This is a genomic window from Bradyrhizobium sp. USDA 4353 (assembly GCF_054063215.1).
On sequence record NZ_JBSSGB010000001.1, the window covers coordinates 21,772 to 43,564 of the forward strand.

19 protein-coding genes are annotated in these 21,793 nt (G+C 65.8%); 11 read left to right on the forward strand and 8 right to left on the reverse strand.

The window, feature by feature from the left end; translation table 11 throughout:
- Positions 1-99: 99 nt before the first annotated feature.
- The 5 genes from ACVILH_RS00090 to ACVILH_RS00110 all read left to right on the forward strand — a co-directional run bounded on the left by ACVILH_RS00090 (position 100) and on the right by ACVILH_RS00110 (position 3,679).
- Positions 100-516, forward strand: a complete 417-nt coding sequence (locus ACVILH_RS00090) for a hypothetical protein (RefSeq protein ID WP_456711054.1) — start codon at positions 100-102, stop codon at positions 514-516.
- On the forward strand, positions 516-1,187 hold the full coding sequence (locus ACVILH_RS00095; protein ID WP_456711055.1) for an OmpA family protein: 672 nt from the start codon (positions 516-518) through the stop codon (positions 1,185-1,187). Before ACVILH_RS00090 ends, ACVILH_RS00095 begins: the two co-directional genes overlap by 1 nt.
- Positions 1,188-1,436: 249 nt before the next feature.
- Complete coding sequence (locus ACVILH_RS00100; protein WP_456716829.1) at positions 1,437-1,988, forward strand: Mpo1-like protein; 552 nt, start codon at positions 1,437-1,439, stop codon at positions 1,986-1,988.
- Entirely contained in the window at positions 1,988-3,013 is a 1,026-nt protein-coding gene (locus ACVILH_RS00105) for an NAD-dependent epimerase/dehydratase family protein (RefSeq protein WP_456711056.1), read from the forward strand. Before ACVILH_RS00100 ends, ACVILH_RS00105 begins: the two co-directional genes overlap by 1 nt.
- 42 nt (positions 3,014-3,055) lie before the next feature.
- Positions 3,056-3,679 carry a methyltransferase family protein gene (locus ACVILH_RS00110; protein ID WP_006614069.1) on the forward strand — a complete coding sequence of 208 codons (624 nt, stop codon included), beginning with the start codon at positions 3,056-3,058 and terminating at the stop codon, positions 3,677-3,679.
- A gap of 218 nt (positions 3,680-3,897) precedes the next feature.
- On the opposite strand, the gene ACVILH_RS00115 is transcribed toward ACVILH_RS00110, so the two are convergent.
- A complete protein-coding gene (locus ACVILH_RS00115; RefSeq protein WP_456711057.1) occupies positions 3,898-4,932 on the reverse strand; it encodes a LysM peptidoglycan-binding domain-containing protein in 1,035 nt (344 codons plus the stop codon).
- Between the two features lie 117 nt (positions 4,933-5,049).
- Positions 5,050-5,787 carry a hypothetical protein gene (locus ACVILH_RS00120; RefSeq protein ID WP_456711058.1) on the reverse strand — a complete coding sequence of 246 codons (738 nt, stop codon included), beginning with the start codon at positions 5,785-5,787 and terminating at the stop codon, positions 5,050-5,052.
- A 277-nt stretch (positions 5,788-6,064) separates the two neighbouring features.
- Here ACVILH_RS00120 and ACVILH_RS00125 point away from each other — a divergent pair, with 277 nt between their 5' ends.
- Both ACVILH_RS00125 and ACVILH_RS00130 read left to right on the forward strand, forming a co-directional pair.
- Positions 6,065-6,985: an ABC transporter ATP-binding protein gene (locus tag ACVILH_RS00125; RefSeq protein WP_456711059.1), complete on the forward strand. Its 921-nt coding sequence runs from the start codon at positions 6,065-6,067 to the stop codon at positions 6,983-6,985.
- Entirely contained in the window at positions 6,982-7,743 is a 762-nt protein-coding gene (locus ACVILH_RS00130; protein WP_006614073.1) for an ABC transporter permease, read from the forward strand. Before ACVILH_RS00125 ends, ACVILH_RS00130 begins: the two co-directional genes overlap by 4 nt.
- A 23-nt stretch (positions 7,744-7,766) precedes the next feature.
- On the opposite strand, the gene ACVILH_RS00135 is transcribed toward ACVILH_RS00130, so the two are convergent.
- The gene (locus ACVILH_RS00135; RefSeq protein ID WP_456711060.1) at positions 7,767-8,117 is read right to left on the reverse strand and encodes a hypothetical protein; all 351 of its coding nucleotides are present in this window, start codon (positions 8,115-8,117) and stop codon (positions 7,767-7,769) included.
- A gap of 334 nt (positions 8,118-8,451) precedes the next feature.
- Here ACVILH_RS00135 and ACVILH_RS00140 point away from each other — a divergent pair, with 334 nt between their 5' ends.
- Positions 8,452-9,237: a L,D-transpeptidase gene (locus tag ACVILH_RS00140; protein WP_456711061.1), complete on the forward strand. Its 786-nt coding sequence runs from the start codon at positions 8,452-8,454 to the stop codon at positions 9,235-9,237.
- An 88-nt stretch (positions 9,238-9,325) separates the two neighbouring features.
- Here ACVILH_RS00140 and ACVILH_RS00145 read toward each other — a convergent pair whose 3' ends face one another.
- The 4 genes from ACVILH_RS00145 to ACVILH_RS00160 form a co-directional block, all read right to left on the reverse strand.
- On the reverse strand, positions 9,326-10,351 hold the full coding sequence (locus ACVILH_RS00145; RefSeq protein ID WP_456711062.1) for an ABC transporter permease: 1,026 nt from the start codon (positions 10,349-10,351) through the stop codon (positions 9,326-9,328).
- 12 nt (positions 10,352-10,363) lie between these two features.
- Positions 10,364-11,866 carry a sugar ABC transporter ATP-binding protein gene (locus tag ACVILH_RS00150; RefSeq protein ID WP_456711063.1) on the reverse strand — a complete coding sequence of 501 codons (1,503 nt, stop codon included), beginning with the start codon at positions 11,864-11,866 and terminating at the stop codon, positions 10,364-10,366.
- A gap of 13 nt (positions 11,867-11,879) precedes the next feature.
- Positions 11,880-12,833 carry a sugar-binding protein gene (locus tag ACVILH_RS00155; RefSeq protein WP_456711064.1) on the reverse strand — a complete coding sequence of 318 codons (954 nt, stop codon included), beginning with the start codon at positions 12,831-12,833 and terminating at the stop codon, positions 11,880-11,882.
- 494 nt (positions 12,834-13,327) lie between these two features.
- On the reverse strand, positions 13,328-15,607 hold the full coding sequence (locus ACVILH_RS00160) for a spermidine synthase (protein WP_456711065.1): 2,280 nt from the start codon (positions 15,605-15,607) through the stop codon (positions 13,328-13,330).
- A 211-nt stretch (positions 15,608-15,818) separates the two neighbouring features.
- Between ACVILH_RS00160 and ACVILH_RS00165 the strand changes: the two genes are divergently transcribed.
- Positions 15,819-17,420: a phytoene desaturase family protein gene (locus ACVILH_RS00165; protein WP_456711066.1), complete on the forward strand. Its 1,602-nt coding sequence runs from the start codon at positions 15,819-15,821 to the stop codon at positions 17,418-17,420.
- A 207-nt stretch (positions 17,421-17,627) separates the two neighbouring features.
- Here the strand turns inward: ACVILH_RS00165 and ACVILH_RS00170 are convergent, their stop codons facing one another.
- Complete coding sequence (locus ACVILH_RS00170; RefSeq protein WP_006614081.1) at positions 17,628-17,792, reverse strand: Flp family type IVb pilin; 165 nt, start codon at positions 17,790-17,792, stop codon at positions 17,628-17,630.
- A 266-nt stretch (positions 17,793-18,058) separates the two neighbouring features.
- Here ACVILH_RS00170 and ACVILH_RS00175 point away from each other — a divergent pair, with 266 nt between their 5' ends.
- Together ACVILH_RS00175 and ACVILH_RS00180 are read left to right on the forward strand one after the other, a co-directional pair.
- Positions 18,059-18,955 carry a 50S ribosomal protein L11 methyltransferase gene (locus ACVILH_RS00175; protein ID WP_456711067.1) on the forward strand — a complete coding sequence of 299 codons (897 nt, stop codon included), beginning with the start codon at positions 18,059-18,061 and terminating at the stop codon, positions 18,953-18,955.
- Positions 18,956-19,448: 493 nt separating this feature from the next.
- On the forward strand, positions 19,449-21,272 hold the full coding sequence (locus tag ACVILH_RS00180; protein WP_456711068.1) for an aminopeptidase P family protein: 1,824 nt from the start codon (positions 19,449-19,451) through the stop codon (positions 21,270-21,272).
- The last annotated feature ends 521 nt before the right edge of the window (positions 21,273-21,793 follow it).

The following is a 21,793-nucleotide window of genomic DNA, read 5'->3' on the forward strand; positions in this document are numbered from 1 at the left end:
CGGCAGGATCCGCCGCTGCGCGCACGATCGCAATCGAACTTCACACTTCGCCTTGGTTAGGCCTTGACCGTGGCGGCGCGCGTCGTATGAGATGCGTGCATGGTCCGGGGATGCAATCTGTTCATTGTTGCGATCGCGCTCAGCGTGCCGTCGTTTGCGACGGCGCAGACGATGAGCTTTGGCGACTCCGCAGGGCTGATCGCATCGAGCTGCGGCGCCGACATCACCGCCAATTGCCGCGGCGTCAATCTCGATTCCAATCGGCTGAAGGAATGCCTGTCGCGTAACCAGGACGTCGTGTCCCCGCAATGCAAGGCGACGTATTTCAAGGCGTTCGAGGCGATCCAGAAGCGCATCTCGGCGCGCGTCACCGTGGCGAACGCTTGCCAACGTGAGATCGTCAAGCTGTGCGGCGGCTCGACCAAGGAAACCAGCAAATCGATTCCCTGCCTGCTGACCACCAACGGCGTCAGCGCGCGCTGCCAGCAATCCCTGGGCGAGGCGGGGTATCGCTGATGCGGCGGACGTCGACATCGCGGCTGGGACTGATCGCCGCATCGCTGCTGCTGGCAAGCGCGCCTGCGCGCGCGCAGGAGGTGACGCGCGAGGATATCGTGCGCCAGCTCAGCCGCTTCGAGACCGCGCCGGCGCTCGATCTGCCCGCGCTCAAGCAGCAGACCCAGGAACGCTCCAAGATCCGCAGCCGCAACGAGCCGCCGCCGCAGAAGCGGACGCCGATTGCGCCGGAGCTCATGAACCTGCCGGCCTTCAACGTCGACATCCAGTTCGACCAGGATACGCCGATCGTCCGACCGGAATCGTATCAGGCCGTCGGCCGGATCGCCGACGCGATGGTGTATGCGGACCTGCTGCCCTACACCTTCCTGATCGTCGGCCATGTCGAAGCCAACGGCAAGCGCGAGTCCAACGTCATCCTGAGCCAGCGCCGCGCCGACGCGATCCGCGACATTCTTGCGAATACCTTCAAGATCTCGGTCAAGCGGCTGCAGTCGATCGGCCTCGGCGAGGAGCAACTGCTCGACCCGTCGAAGCCGACCGCCCCCGTCAATCAGCAGATCCAGATCATGACGGTCGCGAAGACCGTCGAAGAGGCTGCTCCGCCGCCTGCGGCCCCGGCAGCTCCCGCCGCACCCGGCAAGCAGGCCCCCCGCAAGCACCGCAGCTGACGCAAGCGAGGTCTGCGCTGGCGCCTTGAACCCGCGGCGTCACCGGCACGACTGTTCTCCAAAGGACTCTTTCGGCGTCTGGTGCCAATGGAACCCGTTCTCAGACGGGTGCATTGGGCTTTCCGCGCAGCCGGCCAGAGTGCCCTGGGCATCATTGTCGGTTTGTCCATGCAGCCGCTTGATGGTATAGCCCCCTCTTTACGGCCGTCGATTGAGCGGGGGTCGATCTCAGTGACGAGCGAGCCAGTCATGAACGCCATGTTTCGACGCCAGATGATCGACTACGTCGAATACCATCGCGATCCGCGCAACGGCTTGATGCATGTGCTCGGAATCATCCTGCTGTTCCTCGGCGCCGTGCTCCCCTTGAGCTTGTGGCATTTCGACGCTTTTGGCATCCGGATCAGCCTGGGCGCCGTGCTGGCCCTGCCGGTGCTGGTGTATTGGCTGCTGCTCGATGCCGCACTCGGCGCCGGCATCCTGGCCTTCGCCGTGCTGTTCCTTGCTGCGGCCATGATGATTGCCGATCACGTCCACGGATTGGCCCTCTGGGCCTTGTTTGCCGCGCTCGTGATCGTCGGGCTGGTGTCGCAGGCCGTGGGCCACAAGTTTTTCGAGCGGAACAATCCGTCTCTGCTGGATCATCCAGCGCATCTGTTTCTTGGACCGATGTTCGTGATGGCGAAATTGTATATGGCGTTGGGTTTCCGGCCGTCGGTGGCCGACCTCATCGCGCCGAACTGGTCGCCTGATCGGGTGGCATCGGACCGTCTTCAAGGCGATCAACGCTCGCGTCCCTGATGAAAGTCCTCGTTACCGGCGGCAGCGGTTTCATCGGCCACCACCTCGTCTCCGCACTGGCGACGCGGGGCGCCGAGGTGCGGGTGCTCGACATCCGCTCGCCGAGCCACATGATCGCCGATGTCGAGTATATCGAAGGCTCGGTGCTCGATGCCGGCCTGGTGAAGCAGGCGGTTACCGGCGTCGATCAGGTCTATCACCTCGCCGGACTGCCGGGCATGTGGATGCCCGACCGCGAGGACTTCTACCGGGTCAACTGCGTCGGCACGGAGACGGTGCTGGCCGCCGCGCGCGCCGGCCGTGTCCGCCGCTTCCTGCATTGCTCGACTGAATCCATCCTGTTCGACTATCCGGGCTCGACCGGCGCCGCTGCTGCGCCGACCGCGCCGCCGGCTGAGGCGATGCCGGGCGCCTATACCCGCTCCAAGGCGCTGGCCGAGGCGCGCGCGATGGCCGCGGCCGCGGACGGCTTTCCCGTCGTGGTGGGCACGCCGACGATGCCGATCGGGCCTCATGACAGCAACCTGACACCGCCGTCGCAAATGCTGCTACACTTCCTGGACAGCCGCGTGCAGCTCTATCTCGATTTCATCGTCAATCTCGTCGACGTTCGCGACGTCGCCGCGGGCCTGATCCTGGCGATGGAACGCGGCAAGGTCGGCGGCCGCTACGTGTTCGGCGGCGAGAGCCTGCCGCTCAGCCGCATCCTGGAGCTGATGGCGGCGATCAGCGGCCGCAAGCATGTGACCGTTTCGGTGCCGGGACGCCTGGCGGAGCTCTCGGCCGGCATGCTGGAGTTCATCTCCGATCACCTCACCAAGCGCTGCCCCTCCGGCACCGCCGAGGGCGTGCGGATCGCCCGCTCCGCCTCGGACCTGTCGATCGACAAGGCCAAGCGGGAGCTCGGCTATGCCCCGCGCCCGATCGAGCCCACCTTGCGCGAGACCATCGCCTTCCTGCTCGATTCCGAGCAGGCCAAGCGGCTCGACGAGAAACAACACCCTTTTCGCACCGCGGCCGAATAGCTAAGAGCGGCCGGTCCCACGTCTCATAACGGTTTCCAAGACATGTCCGGCGATGCCAGCCCCATCTCGTCAGTTGCGTTCAGCGGCTGGACCACCACCTGGCCCACCTCCCTGCTCGCCATCATCTGGCTGATCTGGCTCGCCAGCTGGGTCGGCGCCTCGTTCTGGTCCGGGCAGACCCGCAAGCATGTGACGGTGATCAAGACCAGTCGCTACCACGCGCTGATCGTGCTCGGCGGTATCCTGTTCACGCCGTGGACCTCGCGCCTTCTCGGCGAGAGGCCGTTCTGGCACCCCGGCGAGACCGGCGTTTACCTGCTGACGATCGTGACCCTGGCCGGCATCGCGTTCACCTGGTGGGCGCGCATCCATCTCGGCCGGTTCTGGTCGAACGCCATCACCCACAAGGAAGGCCACAAGGTCATCGACACCGGCCCCTACGGCATGGTGCGGCATCCGATCTATACCGGCCTGATCCTCGGCATGATCGCCACGGGCATCGCAGTGGGAACGGTGACTGCCGTGCTCGGCGCGATCCTGATCTCGCTCGGCATGGCCTGGAAGGCGAAGATGGAAGAAGGGTTCCTGGCGCAGGAGCTGGGCCCCGATTACGTCGCCTACAGCCAGCGCGTGCCGATGATCATCCCGTTCCTGCCGGCGGGCTAATCCGGCGGTGGGCCTAAAACACACGACACAACGCCGCGATCTCCTTCTCACCCTGCCCTGGAGGGGGAGTGTCGATCGCGCGCGAAGCGGGCGAGCGGGGTGGGGTGAAGCCGCGGAACCGGTGCAAGTGGAGAGATCACCCCACCCCGGCTCACATGACGCTGCGCTCCATGTGAGCCGACCCTCCCCCTCCAGGGGAGGGTGAAAGCGCGGCTGTTCTAGCGCCGGACGGCGGCTTCCGGCGGCTGGGATGCCGGCTGGTTGGCCGCCTGCGGGAGCAGATGGCGCGGCAGGATGATGCGCTGGCCGGGGACCAGCGGCTGGGCGGCGAGGCCGCGATTGGATTGCTGGAGCGCCCAGAGCGGAACGCGGTTCGCTGCCGCGATCTGGTCGAGGGTTTCGCCCGGGCGCACCGGCATGGCGACGCCGCTGTCCCACAGCTCGACCGAAACCTTCGGCGGCACCAGATAGCGCAGCTGGACCGGATCGACGTCGGCGGTGGCCGAGGTCTGCGACAGCTGGCTGATCATGCTGACCAATTGAGCGTGCACATCCTCCATCTTGTCGATGTTGATATGCGTGACCTCGTCATGATCCTTCATGTCGAAGCTGGCGTAATGACCGCGGAAGCCGGGCTCCGGCTTGACGTCGCCGCCGCCGAGGATGTTGTCCGACAGGAACAGATTGATGAAGCGCTGCACGTTCGGCGGCACGCTCTTGGTGGCATGCGCGGGGTCGACGGTGACCACCAGCGCCACCGGGATGTTCTGCTCCTGCAGCGTAATCGCGATGCGGACGCTGCACAGCCCGCCCATGGAATGGCCGATCAGCACGATCGGCGCCTGGTCCTGGCGGTAGTTCTTGGCCACCTGCAGCGCGATCAGGTCGCAGAGGGTGAATTCGTAGACGCTGGCCCAGAAGCCGGCCTTCTCGATCTTCTCGGCGAGGCGGTCCATGCCGGTCGAGAACAGCGGGCCGAGCGCACCACGGAACAGATAGACCCGCGGCGGCGGCAGCGTTGGGACGGGCTCCGGCGAACGCTCCGGCGCCGCAGGGCGGATGGCGGCCTGGGTTGGCGCCGTTGCGGTCTTGGCGGGCTTGCTGGGCGTGGTCGCAGTGGCGGCTCCCGCCTTGGCCGTCGCCGGCGCTGATGTCGCGACGAGCCCGATGACCAGCAGCCCGGACAGTCCCTGCCCGGCCACGGCCTGGGCGGCGTCGAGCCAGCCCCTCGCAATTCGCGACAAACGGGTCATTCGCGCTCCCGGGAAAGCTCAAGCTTGAGATCAGGCAGGACCATGTCCTCCCTGCCATACCGCTTGTCGTCGCCGAATGGGAGCATTTTGGGGCGCGTCAGGCGCCCCACCGGGTGACTACCGGTATCCAGTAGCGCTGGCCGCCCGCTGCGGCGCCGCCATGCGGGTGGGCGGCGCGGCGGGCTGACGTCCCTTGCCGCCGAACACGACCGAATCGATCGCCCCGATCACCTTCTGCTGCATGATCTGGTTCTTCTCGATCGTAATGTGGCCGACGCCCGGGACAGCCGACCCCACGTCGACATTCTCCAGCTTGCCGTGGAAGCCGTCGTCGCGGCGGACCGGCTCGCCGGCGCCGCTGGCGATGTAGAAGTTGATGTAGCGCTCGGCATTGCCGCCGACGAGCTTGGTCTTGAACACCGAGTCGAGGCCGATCGCGAGCTTCACCGGCACGCCGAGCTGCCCGAGCTTGTTGATCATGTCCGGCAGCGCGGTGGCGCCGGAGGAATGGCCGACCAGGATGATCGTCTTGATGCGGCCGGCGCGATAGGCGGCAGCGGCCTCGTCGGCCAGCGACGACCACGATACGAAATTGGCGACCGTGTTCGGGATGCCCTGGGAATCCAGCTTGCCGGCGATGTCGTCGAGCCCGAGCGAGAAGATGTTGAGCACGCCGCGCAGCAGATAGACATGCGTGGTGCTGGCCGCGGCCGCGGCCGCCGGGCTCGGGGCGGCGCGGACCGGTCCGGCTCCGAGCGGGAGAACGAGCGCGAGCGCCAAGGCGACCATGCCGAGCCAGCGCGCCGGCAGGCTGCGCGTCGAAATGGTGCGGGTGGTGCTGAAACGTGGCGTCATCGGTCCTTCTCCACGGCGGAAATGTCGAGACGGCGCGAACCGTACAAGAGATGCTCGCGGACGCAACATGGCGCGACACCGTGGACGGCGTTCGTCCCTCCGACGTGGCCGCACAGCAACACTGGATGGAATTGGCCACCGAAAAGCCGCGATAGTGACACGATCCATTCACGGGCCCGCGATTGCGGGACGGCATCGTCGTTCCTATCTGTGCGCTTCCCTCGCCTCTGCGCCGTTCTCCTCGGCGCAGCTCCCGAATCGCAACGAATCCCCCGTGATGGCTCCCGTCATTTCCGTGTCCGGCCTGTCGAAGACCTATCCGTCGGGCTTCACCTCGCTCAACAACATCAACCTCACGATCGAGCGCAGCGAGATCTTCGCCCTGCTCGGCCCGAACGGCGCCGGCAAGACGACGCTGATCAGCATCATCTGCGGCATTGCCAATGCGTCCACCGGCAAGGTCGCGGTCGGCGGTCATGACATCAACGCCGACTACCGCGCCGCGCGGTCGATGATCGGCCTGGTGCCGCAGGAACTGCACACCGATTCGTTCGAGAGCGTGTGGGCCACCGTCAGCTTCAGCCGCGGGCTGTTCGGCAAGCCGAGGAATCCGGCGCTGATCGAGAAGATCCTCAAGGACCTCTCGCTGTGGGACAAGAAGGACGCCAAGATCATCACACTGTCCGGCGGCATGAAGCGCCGCGTGATGATCGCCAAGGCGCTGTCGCACGAGCCGCAGGTGCTGTTCCTGGACGAGCCGACCGCGGGCGTCGACGTCGAGCTGCGCAAGGGCATGTGGGACGTCGTGCGTGAGCTCAAGGCGGCCGGCGTCACCATCATCCTGACCACGCACTACATCGAGGAAGCCGAGGAGATGGCCGACCGCGTCGGCGTCATCAACAAGGGCGAGATCGTGCTGGTCGAGGACAAGGCCACGCTGATGCAGAAGCTCGGCCGCAAGCGGCTGAGCCTGCAGCTGCAGCACAAGATCGAGACGATCCCGGAAGCGCTGGCGCCCTACCAGCTTGCGCTGTCCGATGACGGCTGGAAGCTGTCCTACGATTACGACACCAAGGGCGAGCGCACCGGGATCACCAGCCTGCTCGGCGATCTCCGCACCGCCGGCATCCGCTTCGTCGATCTCGAGACCAAGCAATCCTCCCTCGAAGACATCTTCGTCAGCCTGGTGAGCCAATGAACCTGCGAGCCGTCGGCGCAATCTACAAATTCGAGATGGCGCGCACCTGGCGCACGATCCTGCAGAGCATCGTGTCGCCGGTCGTCTCGACCTCGCTGTATTTCGTGGTGTTCGGCGCCGCGATCGGCTCGCGCATCAGCGAGGTTCAGGGCGTCAGCTATGGCACCTTCATCGTGCCGGGCCTCGTGATGCTGTCGGTGCTCACGCAGAGCATCGCCAACGCCTCGTTCGGCATTTACTTCCCGAAATTCATCGGCACGATCTATGAGATCCTGTCGGCGCCGATCTCGCATGTCGAGATCGTGCTCGGCTATGTCGGCGCGGCCGCGACCAAGTCGATCATCCTCGGATTGATCATTCTGGCCACGGCCGGGCTGTTCGTGCCGCTGCACATCCAGCATCCGGTGTGGATGCTGTCGTTTCTGGTGCTGACGGCGGTCACGTTCAGCCTGTTCGGCTTCATCATCGGCATCTGGGCCGACGGCTTCGAAAAGCTGCAGATGATTCCGATGCTGGTGGTGACGCCGCTGACGTTCCTGGGCGGCAGCTTCTACTCGGTCAACATGCTGCCGCCGACCTGGCACTCGATCGCACTGCTCAACCCGGTCGTCTATCTGATCTCCGGCTTCCGCTGGAGCTTCTATGAGATCGCCGACGTCCGGGTGGAGATCAGCGTCGCGATGACGCTCGCGTTTCTGGCGATCTGCATGACGGCAATCTGGTGGATCTTCAAGACCGGCTACCGGCTCAAGCGCTGAGCCGGCGCTGCGTCAGTCTGCCTTCAACGGGCGCAGTGAAAGCGGCCGTAGCCGTCACGGTAGCCGCGGCAGTGATAATGCCGGTGGTAATAAGAGCGGTGCGGGATGCCCAGCGCGCCTTCGACGGCGCCCACGGCACCACCGACACCGGCGCCGACAGCGCCTCCGACCACCCCGCCCACCGGGCCGGCGATGCGGTTGCCCTCGTGAGCGCCCTCATGGGCGCCACGGATGATGCCCTGGGCATGAGCGAATTGCGGGAGCGCCAGCCAGGACAGAGCGAGAAAGAACAGCGCAAGCGCTGCGAGCAGATAGGTCAGGCGCTGCGGCGCGCGGTCGTCGAGCACCGCCGTCTTGGCCTTCATCGTGAGCATTTTGAATCCTGGGAACCGCATGGAGGAATGTCTGAAACGCTGATGCGGCCAAAAGGTTGCGCGCTGGCGGCAAATGCGGCCGATTAGAGAAGTCCTAAACTCCGGTCCCGGCGGCGGCGTGATCAGTCGCGAAAATGTCAGCCTCGATGAACGAGCCCAAGCCTTTGCCTGTCACGCGCCCGCCATTAAGGTTGAGACACCGCCAAGCTGGAACAAAGCCTGGACTTCCGACATAGTGCAGGCCGATAGCGAGCCGCGGCATTTTGAAGTCTTGTTCTGAGGCTCTTTTGGACGTCACGTTCTGACAGTCGCAGGCCCGGAGGCCAAAGGTTACATGCGTAGGATTCTTTTTGCGGTTGCCGGCTTTGCCTTGCTGTCCGCCACGCCGGCGCTCGCCAAGATCGACATCACCGTCGACAAGAACAACCAGATCATGACCGTGGCGGTCGATGGCGTCGAGCGATACCGCTGGCCGGTCTCGACTGGCATCCCCTCGCGCGAGACGCCGAACGGCACCTTCCGGGCCTTCCGCATGGAGGCCGACCACTTCTCGAAGGAATTCGACGACGCGCCGATGCCGCACTCGATCTTCTTCACCAAGGTCGGGCATGCGATCCACGGCACCGACTCGGAAGGCCGGCTCGGCACGCCCGCCTCGCACGGCTGCGTCCGGCTATCGAAGGCGAATGCCACGACGCTCTACGACCTCGTGCAGAAGGACGGCGTGCTCAACACCACGGTGACCCTGACCGGATCGGCGGAGGTGGCGCTGGCGCGCAATCCGCGCCGCGGCACCGCCGTGGCCCGCCGCGATACCCAGCCGCAGCAATATGACGACAATGGCGAGCCGGTGGTGCTGACGCCGCAGCCGCAATTGCTGCCGGGACGCCAGATCGTGCCGCAGCAACGTCCGGATGACGGCTACATCTATCCGGCCGACGGCAGCGACAACGGCGTGCGCTATCCGGCGCCGCGCGGCACCAGCCGCCAAGTGTACGGCGCGCAGGCCTATCCGCAGCAATATGATTACGACAGCGGCAATCCGAGCTACGCGCAGCCGCGCTATTACCAGCCGCGCCAATACTACCAGCCGCGCGGCTATTACACCTATCAGGATTGATCCGATCCACTTTGAGCCTGAATGCAGCCGGACGCGCCCTGTCGCCTCCGGCTGCATTCGTTGCAGGGCAGCCTGATGCGGGGCATGCTCATTCGGCGCTGGCGCGCTCGAGCGTGGCGGGCGCAGCTTCCGTACTCGCCTGCCCGCGCGCGGCGGGCGCACGCTTGCGGCGCTGCACGAGATATTGGTCGGCGAGCACGCCGATCAGGATCACCGTGCCCATCACCGCGAAATTCAGCGAGCTCGGAATGCCCAGCAGGTTGACCAGGTTCTGCAGCACCTGCAGCAGGATCGTACCGAGCACGACGCCGATGATCGAGCCCTCGCCGCCGCGTAGCGAGCAGCCCCCGAGCACGGCCGCCGCGATGGCGTAGAGCTCATAGAACGAGCCGTGCACCGCCGGCGAGATCGAGCGGGTGTACATCGCGAGCAGCACGGCCGCGAGCGCGGTCAATCCGCCGCAGATCACATAGGCTGCGATGGTGACGCGATCGGAACGAATGCCGGAATAGCGCGCCGCCTCGTCATTCTTTCCCACTGCATAGAAATAGCGGCCATAGACCGAGCGGTGCAGGACCACCCACGCAACCCCCGCCACGATCACAAGCGCGACGATGCTGTGCGGCAGCGGAAAGCCGAGCACATTGGTGCGGCCTGCGGTCAGCCATTCCAGCATCGGGAAGCTCGCGCCATAGCCGAAGCCGGCGGTCGCGTCCTCGGTGTAGTAGCGGGCGGCACCGCGATAGATCAGCAAGCCGCACAGGGTCACGACGAAGGGCTGAATCTTCATCTTGGTGACGAGCGTGCCGTGGATCATGCCGATGGCGACGCCGCCCGAGATGATCAGTGCAAAGGCCAGGATCCAGTCGATGTCGCGGTTGACGATCAGGTCGATGAACAGCACGCCGAGCAGCGCGATGACGGATCCGACCGCCAGCTCGATGCCGCCGACGATGATGACGAAGGCCTCCGCGATCGAGAAGATGCCGAACATGCCGACCTGGTTGGCGGTGTTGGACAGGTTGCCGACCAGCAGGAAGCGCGGGTTGATGAAGGCCACGACGGCGCCGACCACCAGGATCAGGACCAAGAGGCTGAGATCTTTCTTCTGCACGGGGCGCCTCGCTCAGATGGTGTGGCCGACGGCGAGCTGCAGCACATTGTGCTCGCTGAACTCGGCCCGGTCCAGGAAACCGGAAATCCTGCCCTCATGCATCACGGCGATGCGGTCGCTCACCCCGATCACCTCTTCCATGTCGCTCGAGATCATCAGGATGGCGACGCCGGCGTCCGCCAGCCGCCGCAGCATATCGTAGATCTCCTGCTTGGCCCCGACATCGATGCCGCGCGTCGGCTCGTCGAAGATCAGGACCTTCGGCCGCATCGACAGCCATTTCGCCAGCACGACCTTCTGCTGGTTGCCGCCGGACAAGGTGCCGACCTGCATCTTGACGTCGGGTGCCCGGATCTTGAGGCGTTCGCGCTGGCGGTCGGCGTTGTCGGTCTCGCGAGACCTGTCCACCAGACCGAGGCTTGCGTAGGACGCGAGATCCGGCAGGGAGATATTCTCGGCGATCGGAAAGTCGAGCAGCAGGCCGCAGCCTTTGCGGTCTTCCGGAATGAGATAGATGCCGCGGTCGATCGCCGCGCGCGGCTCGGTGATGCGGACGGGCTCGCCATCGAGGCTGATATTGCCGGCCAACAAGGGTTCGACACCGAAGATGGCGCGCGCGAGCTCGGTCCGTCCGGAGCCGACGAGGCCGGCAAGGCCGAGGATCTCCCCGCGGCGCAGTTGCAGGCTCACGGCCCGGCGTGGATAGGTGGACGTGACGGCATCGACGACATTGAGAACAGTGTCGCCCGGCAGCGTAGCCGGCGGCACGTAGCGCGACCGCAGGTCCCGGCCGATCATCAGCCGGATCATCGCCGCCGGATTGAGCTCACCGCGCGTCAGCGTGCCGACGGTGCGGCCGTCGCGCAGCACGACGGCGCGGTCGGCGCATTGCACCACCTCGTTGAGGCGATGGGTGATGAAGATGACGCTGACGCCGTCGGCCTTCAGGCCGGCGATGACCTGCATCAGCCGCTCAGTCTCCGACAAGGTCAGGCTCGAGGTCGGCTCGTCCATGATGACGCAGCGCGCGTTGAGCGACAGCGCCTTGATGATCTCGACTAGCTGCCGCTGCGCCAGCGACAGCTCCGCCAGCGGCGTATCCGGCTCGAAGTCCGCCGCGAGGCGCGCGATCAGCGGCCGCACCTTGGCGCGCAGCGTGGCGCGGTCGATCAGCCGCAACGGTCCGCCGAACACCGGCTCGCGGCCGATGAAGACATTGTCCGCGACGTCGAGATTGTCGAACAGGTTCAGCTCCTGATGCACGAAGGCGATGCCGGCCGCGATCGCATCCGTCACGGTGTAGCTGGTGCGGTCGACGCCATCGATACGAAGCGTGCCGCTGCTCGGCGGTACGACCCCGCCGAGCACACGCATCAATGTCGACTTGCCGGCGCCGTTCTCGCCGAGCAAGGCAATCACCTCACCGGGCGCGACCGACAGGCTGACGTGGTCGAGCGCGACCACGCCAGGATAGGTCTTGCCGATGTCGATCAGCTCGAGAAAAGGCCCGGACACGCCGGCCGCCGCATCACTTCTTGAGCATCGACTTCATCTGCGCCATGAAGTCCTCGACATTGCCCTTGTCGATGACCTTGCCGGGCACGATGATGATGCCGTTCGCCGGCACGCCGGACTTGTCGCCCTGCACGACCTTGGCCATCAGCTTCATGCCCTGATAGCCCCACTCATAGGGCTGTTGCACGACGGTGCCTTCGATGGCGCCGTCCTTGACGCCGCCGAGGGTGATCGGATCCTCGTCGAAGCCGATGATCTTGATCTTGCCGAGCTTGCCGGCCTCCTTCAGCACCTCATAGATGCGCGGCGTGTTGTAGGAGTAGAAGCCGACCAGGCAGCTGACATCCGGCATCGCGGCCAGAATGTCCTCGACGTTGCGCTTGGCGCGGGTCTGGTCGATCTCGTCGCCGCGGACGTCGACCAGCTCGACCTTCGAGCCCTTGATCGTCTCCTTGACGCCCTCGATGCGCTCGCGCGCATTGTCGGCGCCGGGCAGACCGACGAAGCCGACGCACTTGCCGCCGTTCGGCAGCGCCTTCAACATCAGCTTGCCGGCATCCTTGCCGAGTTCGGTGTTGGAGGAGCCGATATAGGCGATGCGCTTCGACTGCGGCGCGTCGCTGTCGGTGGTGAACAGCACCGTCTGGCCGGCGATCTTGTTGAGGTGCTCGGTCTGGTTCTTCGGATCGACCGCGCTCACCATGATGCCGGCCGCGCCGGCGGCGACGAGGTCATCCAGCATGCGCTGCTGCACGGCGGCCGCGGCCTGCTCCGGATATTTGAGCTGGAGATTGTAGTCGGGCAGCTCGCCCTGCGCCTTCTTCAGGCCGGCCTCGGCGATCTTCCAGAAGTCGGACGCGCCGTTGACCACGAACGCCAGGACCTTCTTGTCGGCGGCTCCTGCCGAGCCGACGCCGAGCGCCATCGCCAACAGAGCAGACGCACCAGCCATCCAAAGACGCTTCATCGAACCCCTCCCATGTCAGCCGGTCTGCTTGATGCGACCGGCATTTGTAATCACCACAAGAACTCATAGGCCCGAGCGGACAGCGTCCGCTCGGTCGGGCCAAACATCTCCGCTCGATCCCAGCAGCCCCGACGTGCTCGTTCCGCTAGGCCAAGCGGCATCAGCCCAAGGGGTCGTGGAGATGTGAATCGAAGATCGCCCGTGCGTGCCTGTGCCGGCCCTTCGAACATCATTGTGGTCGGGAACCAGATATGAGGCACGCACCTCAGGTAGCATGGTCGGGGCAGCCACGCAACAAAGCCGATGAGAAAAGCGGATATTCCTGCGTTTTGCGGCGCAATACGCGCACATAGCCATCCATGCGCCTGGCGAGCTTCTACTGCAATGCAACCGAAAGGAAAGCGCAGTGCGAGGTGCGCACCTCTTGTCACCGCGCGTGTCATGGTCGCCGCAACGAACCGCAGGCCTTCCGGGCGAGGCGCCGTCGGCGCGCGCTATTCGCCATCGCGCAGCCGCCGATACACGGCGCCGAGAATGTTGGAATAGTCGTCGGTCCAGACCCGCTCGCCATCGGTGGGCTCGGTCTCGGTCCATTTGTTCGACGAGGCGAGCTTGCCGACATCGGCCTCCTCGCGCGCGCTGACGACGACGTCGGTGGCAAAGATGTACTCGTCGTCCCGGCCGGAGTCCTCGTTGTAGACCCAGCTCTTCATGTCGTTGGCGTCGGCAATGCCGACCACGACGCTCTCCAGCTCCAGATGACGGTTGGAGACGTGCATCACGACCGCGCCCTGCGGCGCCAGCTTGGCCTTGTAGATCGCCATCGCCTCCTCGGTTGCGAGGTGGATCGGGATCGCATCGGACGAATAGGCATCGACGATGATGAGGTCGTAGACGCCGTCCGGCTCCTTGGCGAAGGTCAGCCTGGCATCGCCGATGACAGGCTTGAAGTCCGGCGCACAGCTCTTGATGTAGCTGAAATATTTCGGGTCGCTGGCGGTATCGACCATGGTCTGGTCGATCTCGAAATACTTCCAGTCCTCGCCCGGCTCCGCCGCGCAGGTCAGCGTGCCCGAGCCGACGCCGATCACGGCGACCTTGAGCGGCGCGCCCTTGCGCTCGCGGATCGCGGTGATGGCCCGGCCGATGCCGCCGTCCTTGTGATAATAGGTGATCGGCTCGGGACGTCCGGTCACCTTGGAGCCGTCGGCGTTGAGATACTTTTCCGCGCCGTGGATCGTCGTGCCATGCATCAGCACGTGATAATGGCCATCGGAGGTGACCACGATCTTGTGCACCCCGAAGAAGCTGCGCACCGTCTCGACGCGGCCGTCATCGGCCGGATAGGCGCGGATGAGGACGAGCGCGAGCGCAGCCGTTGCGAACACCTTCCAGCGGTCGCCATTGAGCAGCAGCGCGAGCAGCGCCGCCAGCACGCCCACGGCGCCCGCGACATAGACGCGATGATCTTCGAGATAGGTCGTGACCTTGCCGGTCATGGCAGCCGGAACCAGCAGGGCGACGGCGATCGCAGCCAGCACGATCCAATACCAGCGTGTCAGCTGCGGCCAGCGCTCGGTCACTGCCGGGCGGCACAGTGCGGCGAACGCGAGCAGGATGGGATATTCGGCGACCCAGGAGAAGGTGAATGGCGCAATCAGCCCGGCGAACAGGCCGCCGACCATGCCGCCGAACGACAGCGCAACGTAGAAGCCGGTGAGATATTTCGCGGCCGGCCGCGTGCGCGCGAGCTCGCCATGGCAGGCCATCGCGATGATGAAGAAACAAAGCTGGTGGCCGCCGAGCGTCAGCGCGAGGTTCTGCTCGCCGCCGAAGGCGAGCAGCACGACGACGCCGGCGATCGCGAGCGGCTGCAGCGCCAGCATCCATTTGTGCGGCAGCAGCGGCCGCGTCTGGAACACCAGCACCCAGGTGAGCAGATAGAGCGACAGCGGCAGCACCCAGAGCAAGGGCGCGGCAGCAACGTCGGTCGAGATGTGGGCGGTCACCGCGATCAGCAGGCCCGAAGGCACCGCTGCGAGGAAGATCCAGCGCAGCCGCAGCAGCCAGCGCGGTGCCGGCGCGTCGCTTTGATCGGTCTGCAGCAAGCTCCTGATGGTCACCGGCGAGCGCAGCAGCAGCACGCCGCAGCCGGCGATCAGCGCGATCAGCAGGCCATAGCCGCCCGCCCAGATCAGGTTCTGCGTGCGCAGGCTGAAGATCGGCTCGATCAGCAGCGGATAGGACAACAGCGCCAGGAAGCTGCCGATGTTCGACGAGGCGTAGAGAAAGTAAGGATCGGGTCCCGATGGATGCCCCGTGCGCACGAACCACGCCTGCAGCAGCGGATTGTTGGCGGCGAGCGCAAAGAACGGCAGGCCGATCGAGGCCGCGAACAGGCCGAGCAGCCAGACCGCATAGCCCGATGTCGGCGGATCGCCCCAGTGGCCCGCGATCGACAGCGGCAGGCTCAGCAACGCGAAGCCGAGCAGCAGGAGATGGATCGCCACCGGGATTACCCGGCTGCGCAGTTGCGTCAGGAAATGCGCGTAGGCGTAGCCGGCGAGCAGCAGCGCCTGGAAGAACACCATCGCCACCGACCACACCGCCGGCGAGCCGCCGAGCCGCGGCAGCACCATCTTGGTGAACAGCGGCTGCACCGAGAACAGCAGCAGCGCGCTGACGAAGATCGCGGCGGTATAGACGACGAGCACCAGCCGGTTGCGGGCGGCGGAGGGCTGGGCGACGGCGGCGGGCGAGGCGATTGAGGTCATGACAACTCCAGCATCGGCGCGGCCGGTATCGGATGCAACGGCCGGATCGCGACGCGCAGACGACACATAGCGGATCGAAGGGCGGTATGGCGAGCAGCTGCGGCAAAACCGAGTTCCCCTTGACGCGGCGCCGATCCGGGGCGACAGCACGTGCAGAGGTTCCCGGCGCACCGGCACAGCCGGTCATTAAGCAAGGCTATTTGAAGCGGACATGAACGAGACCGACGTCATCATCATCGGCGCGGGCCATAATGGCCTCACCTGTGCCGCCTATCTCGCCAAAGCGGGGCTGCGCGTGCATGTGGTCGAACGCCGGAAGGTGATCGGCGGCGCCGCCGTGACCGAGGAATTTCACCCGGGCTTCCGCAACTCCGTCGCGTCCTACACGGTGAGCCTGCTCAATCCGCGCGTGATCTCCGACCTCAGGCTGCATGAGTACGGCTTGGAGATCGTCGAGCGCCGCGCGCAGAACTTCCTGCCCTCCCCCGATGGCCGCTATCTGCTGACCGGCGAGGGCCGCACCCAGGCCTCCGTCGCTCGCTTGAGCCCTGGGGATGCCGAGGCGATCGGCCCCTTCTCGGCGCGGCTGGAGGCGATCGCGGATGTGCTGCGCAGCCTGGTGCTGCGGGCGCCGCCGAACCTCGTGGCGCAGTTCGGGCTGCCGGCGATCCGCGAGGCGTTCAATGCGCTGGGCACCGCCAACACGCTGCGCGGGCTGTCGCTGGAGCAGCAGCGCGACCTGCTCGATCTGTTCACACGGTCCGCCGGCGAAATGCTCGACGAGATCTTCGAGACCGACCTGGTCAAGGCGCTGTTCGGCTTCGACGCCATCGTCGGCAACTATGCCAGTCCCTACGCGGCCGGCTCGGCCTATGTGATGCTGCATCACGCCTTCGGCGAGGTGAACGGCAAGAAGGGGGTCTGGGGCCACGCCATCGGCGGCATGGGTGCGATCACCCAGGCGATGGGCCGGGCGCTGAAGGAGCTGGGCACGCTGGTGGAGGTCGACTGCGGCGTCCGCGAGGTGATCGTCGAGCGCGACCGCGCCGTCGGCGTCGTGCTCGAGGACGGCCGTACGCTCCGCGCCCGCTACGTCGTCGCCAACGTCAATCCGAAGCTGCTCTATACCCGGCTGGTGCCGGCCGGAGCGCTGCCCGCGCCCTTCCTCAGCCGCATCAGAAACTGGCGCAACGGCTCGGGCACCTTCCGCATGAATGTGGCGCTCAGCCGGCTGCCCTCGTTCAGCGCGCTGCCCGGCGAGGGTGATCATCTCTCCGCCGGCATCATCCTGGCGCCCAGCCTCGGCTACATGGACCAGGCCTATCTGGATGCGCGGGCGCATGGCTGGAGCCGCGATCCCGTCGTCGAGCTGCTGATCCCATCCACGCTCGATATGACGCTGGCGCCGGCCGGACAGCACGTCGCCAGCCTGTTCTGCCAGCACGTCGCGCCGGAGCTGCCCGACGGGCGCTCCTGGGACGATCATCGCGACGAGGTCGCCGATCTCATGATCGCGACCGTCGACCGCTACGCGCCGGGCTTCGCGGCCAGCGTTCTCGGCCGGCAGGTGCTGTCACCGCTCGACCTCGAGCGACAGTTCGGCCTGCTCGGCGGCGACATCTTTCACGGCGCGCTGAGCCTGAACCAACTGTTCTCGGCCCGTCCGATGCTGGGCCACGCCGATTATCGCTCGCCGCTGAAGAGCCTCTACCATTGCGGCTCGGGCAGCCATCCCGGCGGCGGCGTCACCGGCGCGCCCGGCCACAATGCGGCGCAGGCCATCCTGGCCGATCATCGCGCCCTGTTCGGTTGAGGACAGGCTGTGGACGGACGGTGGAAAGACCTGCCCGTCACCGCGTGAATAAGCGGTGCAAGACCGGCATTGCCGGATGTGGACGATCGCCGCAAAGGCTGTGCACAACGCTGTGGGACGTCTGTGGATCAGTGGTTGAATTGGCTGTCCAAAAACGAAAAACCGGGCACTCAGGCCCGGTCCCTCGAGAACGCCGCTGCGGCAGATTTACTTCAGTGACGAGTTGATGGAGTCGAACTTGCTGCTGAGCGAAGAGCCCAGTCCGTTGACGGCGGCGATGATCGCCAGGGAGATGCCGGCTGCGATCAACCCATATTCGATCGCCGTGGCACCGGATTCGTCGCGCAAGAACTTAAGAACAATGCTCTTCATCTCTACCTCATTTCCCAGCCCAGGAACCAAGGCTTTTCGGTTCCTATGGCAGGAACAGTAGCCAGGGAGAACCTAAGGTTGGTCTAATGAGGGTCGATCAACTCGTTGAGATATTTTCCGGCAATTGCGATGCAACTTTTAGGCGACGGGCACGCGCGGCAACGACAACCGGAAGCTGCCGCCATTTCACGGCTTTTCCGCCAAAGAGCTTGCGCCGGCGGTGAGATCGCTTAACCACAGCCGACGAATTCTCCCGGACCATGCCCATGACCTCGACTGAGACGCCCGCGACCTACAAAGCCACTTTCACTGTCGCGGACGAAGCCACCGCCCGGCCGGCGGTGGATGTCCTGACCGAAGTGTTCTTCGAGGGCGACGCGGCGGTTGCCGCCTTCGAGCGGCCGGATGGCCAATGGGATGTCACGGTCCACTTCGCCGATCCGCCCGACCAGGCGCTGGTGCGTGAGCTGGTCGGCGGAGCAGCGGGAGCCGCCGTCGCCGAGAACCTGACCTTCGAGGCGGTCGAGGCCAAGGACTGGGTCAAGGCCAGCCTGGATGACCTCGTCCCCGTCCCGGCCGGCCGCTTCATGGTCCATGGCCAGCATGATCGCGAACGGGTGCCCGGAAACAAGCTGGGCATCGAGATCGAGGCGGCGCTGGCGTTCGGCACCGGCCATCACGGCACCACGCGCGGCTGCCTGCTGCTGCTCGACCATGTTCTGAAGCGATGGGCGCCGCGCCACGTGCTCGACCTCGGCACCGGAACCGGCGTGCTGGCGATCGCGGCCGCCAAGGCGACCCGTCGCTCCGTGCTGGCCAGCGACATCGATGCGCCCTCGGTCAGGGTCGCGCGGGACAATGCCCGGCTCAATGGTGCCGGTCCCCTGGTCCAGGTGATCCGCGCCACCGGCTTTGCCGCGGCGGAATTTGCCGAAGCCGGCCCGTTCGACCTGGTGCTGGCCAATATTCTCGCCAACCCGCTGCGGCAACTGGCGGCGCCGATGCAGCGCCACCTCGCGTCCGGAGCCTTCGTGATCCTGTCAGGCCTATTGACGCCGCAAGCGCGCGCCGTTGTCGCCGCATATCGCGCGCGCGGCCTGGTTCCGGTCAGGCATCTCAGGATCGAGGGCTGGAGCAGCCTCTTGCTGCAGAATCAGCGGTGAGAGCGGGCCAGCTTGCGTCACCATTGACGATCGCTGGCCTGCGATGGGCGTGACGTTGCGGCGAACGCGCGACGATTACGTCTTCGGCTGACTTGGCTGTGAGCCCGCCTCGGAACTCTTGCGGGATCCGCGACGGACACGAGGTTCGACGAGACGGTTGACGAGATGGGCCAGCGCGCTACGCGGCTTCTCGACCGGTGTGGGAGCAGGCGCGTGTGGCGCCGGCGCCGACAGTTTCTCGAAGGTAAAAGCAGGCATTGTGCATCCCCTCGCCGCTGAGTTGAGGCACTCCCCGGATCGTGCGACCGTGGCTGATCTTTACGATCTTGGTCGTCCTATCCGCACGTTTCCTCGCCGCATCTCTTTCGGATGACCGGCATGCGACAGCAAATCTTTTTGCACAGGCGAATGCAAGGAGATTCTTCGTGCACTGCACGCCTAACTGGATGAGTATCCGTTACGCGATAAGACCCACGCCTAAAGTATGAGACCGATGTTCGAAGCCCTGTTCCAGACGTTCGAAGAACCCGAAACCGGCGTGGCGCTGACGGCAAGGCTCGCCGCGCTGCGCGAGGAGCTGGCCCGGCGCAAGCTCACAGGCTTCATCGTGCCGCGCGCGGACCAGCAGCAGAACGAATATGTGCCGCCCTCGGACGAGCGGCTGGCGTGGCTGACCGGCTTCACCGGCTCGGCCGGCCTGGCGATGGTGCTGCCGCAGCAGGCCGCGATCTTCGTCGACGGCCGCTACACGCTGCAGGCCGGCAAACAGGTCGACGGCAAGGCGTGGAGCGTCGAGTCGCTGATCGAGCCGCCGCCGGAGACCTGGCTGACCGCTCATCTGCAGAGCGGCGACCGCGTCGGCTTCGATCCCTGGCTGCATACCACGGCCGCGGCGGAGCGCTTTGCGGCCGCCTGCGCCAAGGCCGGCGCGGAGCTGGTGCCGGTCGAGAGCAATCCGATCGACAGCATCTGGACCGAGCGCCCGCTGCCGCCGCTCGGTGCGGTCTCCATCCACGGCGCGGAATTATCCGGCGAGGCCGAGGCCGAGAAGCTCGGGCGCATCCGCCAGGAGATCGAGCGGCTCGGCGTCGAGGCGCTGGTGTTGTCCGACTCGCACAATGTGGCCTGGACCTTCAACATCCGCGGCGCCGACGTGTCGCACACGCCGCTGCCGCTGTCCTATGCGCTGGTGCCGAAGAGCGGACGGCCGACCATCTTCATCGACAGCCGCAAGCTCTCGAACCTCGCGCGCGATCATCTCGAGCAAAGCGCCGACGTGGCCGAGCCCGATGCGTTGACGACGCGGCTGACGGAGCTCGCGCAATCGGGCGCTGCGATCGCGCTCGACAGCGCGACAGCGGCGGATGCGCTGACGCGATTGATCCAGGGCGCCGGCGGCAAGCCCGTGCGCGGCGCCGATCCGGTCAGCCTGCTGAAGGCGGCCAAGAACGGGGTCGAGATCGAAGGCACGCGGCGCGCGCACCGGCGCGACGCCGTCGCGCTGGCGCGCTTCCTCGCCTACATCGATCGCGAGGCGCCCAAGGGCAGCTTGACCGAGATCGATGCGGTCGAGGCGCTGGAGAGTTTTCGGCGCGACACCGGCGCGCTCAAGGACGTCTCGTTCCCCACCATCTCCGGCACGGGTCCGAATGGCGCGATCGTGCATTATCGCGTCACCCGCAAGAGCAACCGCCGCATCATGCCCGGTGATCTGTTGTTGATCGATTCCGGCGCGCAATATCAGGACGGCACCACCGACGTCACCCGCACCATCGCGGTGGGCACCCCGACCGACGAGATGCGTGATCGCTTCACCCGGGTGTTGCGCGGCCATCTGGCGATCGCCCGCGCGCTGTTTCCCGACGGCACCACCGGCGCGCAGCTCGACACCCTGGCGCGCCAGTTCCTGTGGCAGGCCGGCATCGATTTCGAGCACGGCACCGGCCACGGCGTCGGCAGCTATCTGTCGGTGCATGAAGGCCCGGCGCGGATCTCCAAGCTCGGCACCACGCCGCTCAAGCGCGGCATGATCCTGTCCAACGAGCCCGGCTACTACAAGACGGATGCCTTCGGCATCCGCATCGAGAATCTCGAGCTGGTGGTGGCCAAGGAGATCACCGGCGCGGAGAAGCCGATGAACGGGTTCGAGGCGCTGACCTTGGCGCCGATCGATCGCCGGCTGATCGATGTCAACATGCTCAGTGCCGAGGAGCGCGCCTGGCTCGACGCCTATCATGCCCGGGTTAAAGAGACTGTTCGCGCAGCCCTCGATGAGGCCGACCAGCTCTGGCTCGATCAGGCGACCGCGCCATTGTAGTCGCCCAACTATCAGGGCAGTAACTACAAGATCGTCACGATAGTCCCTGGAACGACGAAGCTGAGCACCCTCGACAATAAGCGCGGTGCCCATGACTGGGCCCTCTCGCCTTGCGGGAGAGGGCATGTAGGACAGTTCGGCGAGCTCGGTTGGGTGAGGGGTATTTCTCCACACGTGCGCACGCGGAGAGATACCCCTCGCCCAACCGAGGATTGGATGGGCCGGCGATGCCCTCTCCCGCAAGGGGAGAAGGCACAGTCACGCACAGCGCCGAATGACGTTCAAGCAGCCCGTCAGGCGCTTAGGGCACGGGGGGTCACGACCACCGCCGGCCAAACGCCGGCGGCTCGGCGCCGGGACTGAACGGATAGATCTCTCCAAGATTGCGGCAAGCGCAGCGTGCCCAGCCGACAGATCAGGGCACGAACTACACGAGCACCGTCGCAGCATCGGTTGCAACTGTCCCGCTGCCGGCATGGGCGCATGCGGAAACAGGCATTTCCGTGACGCGGGAGGTCGCT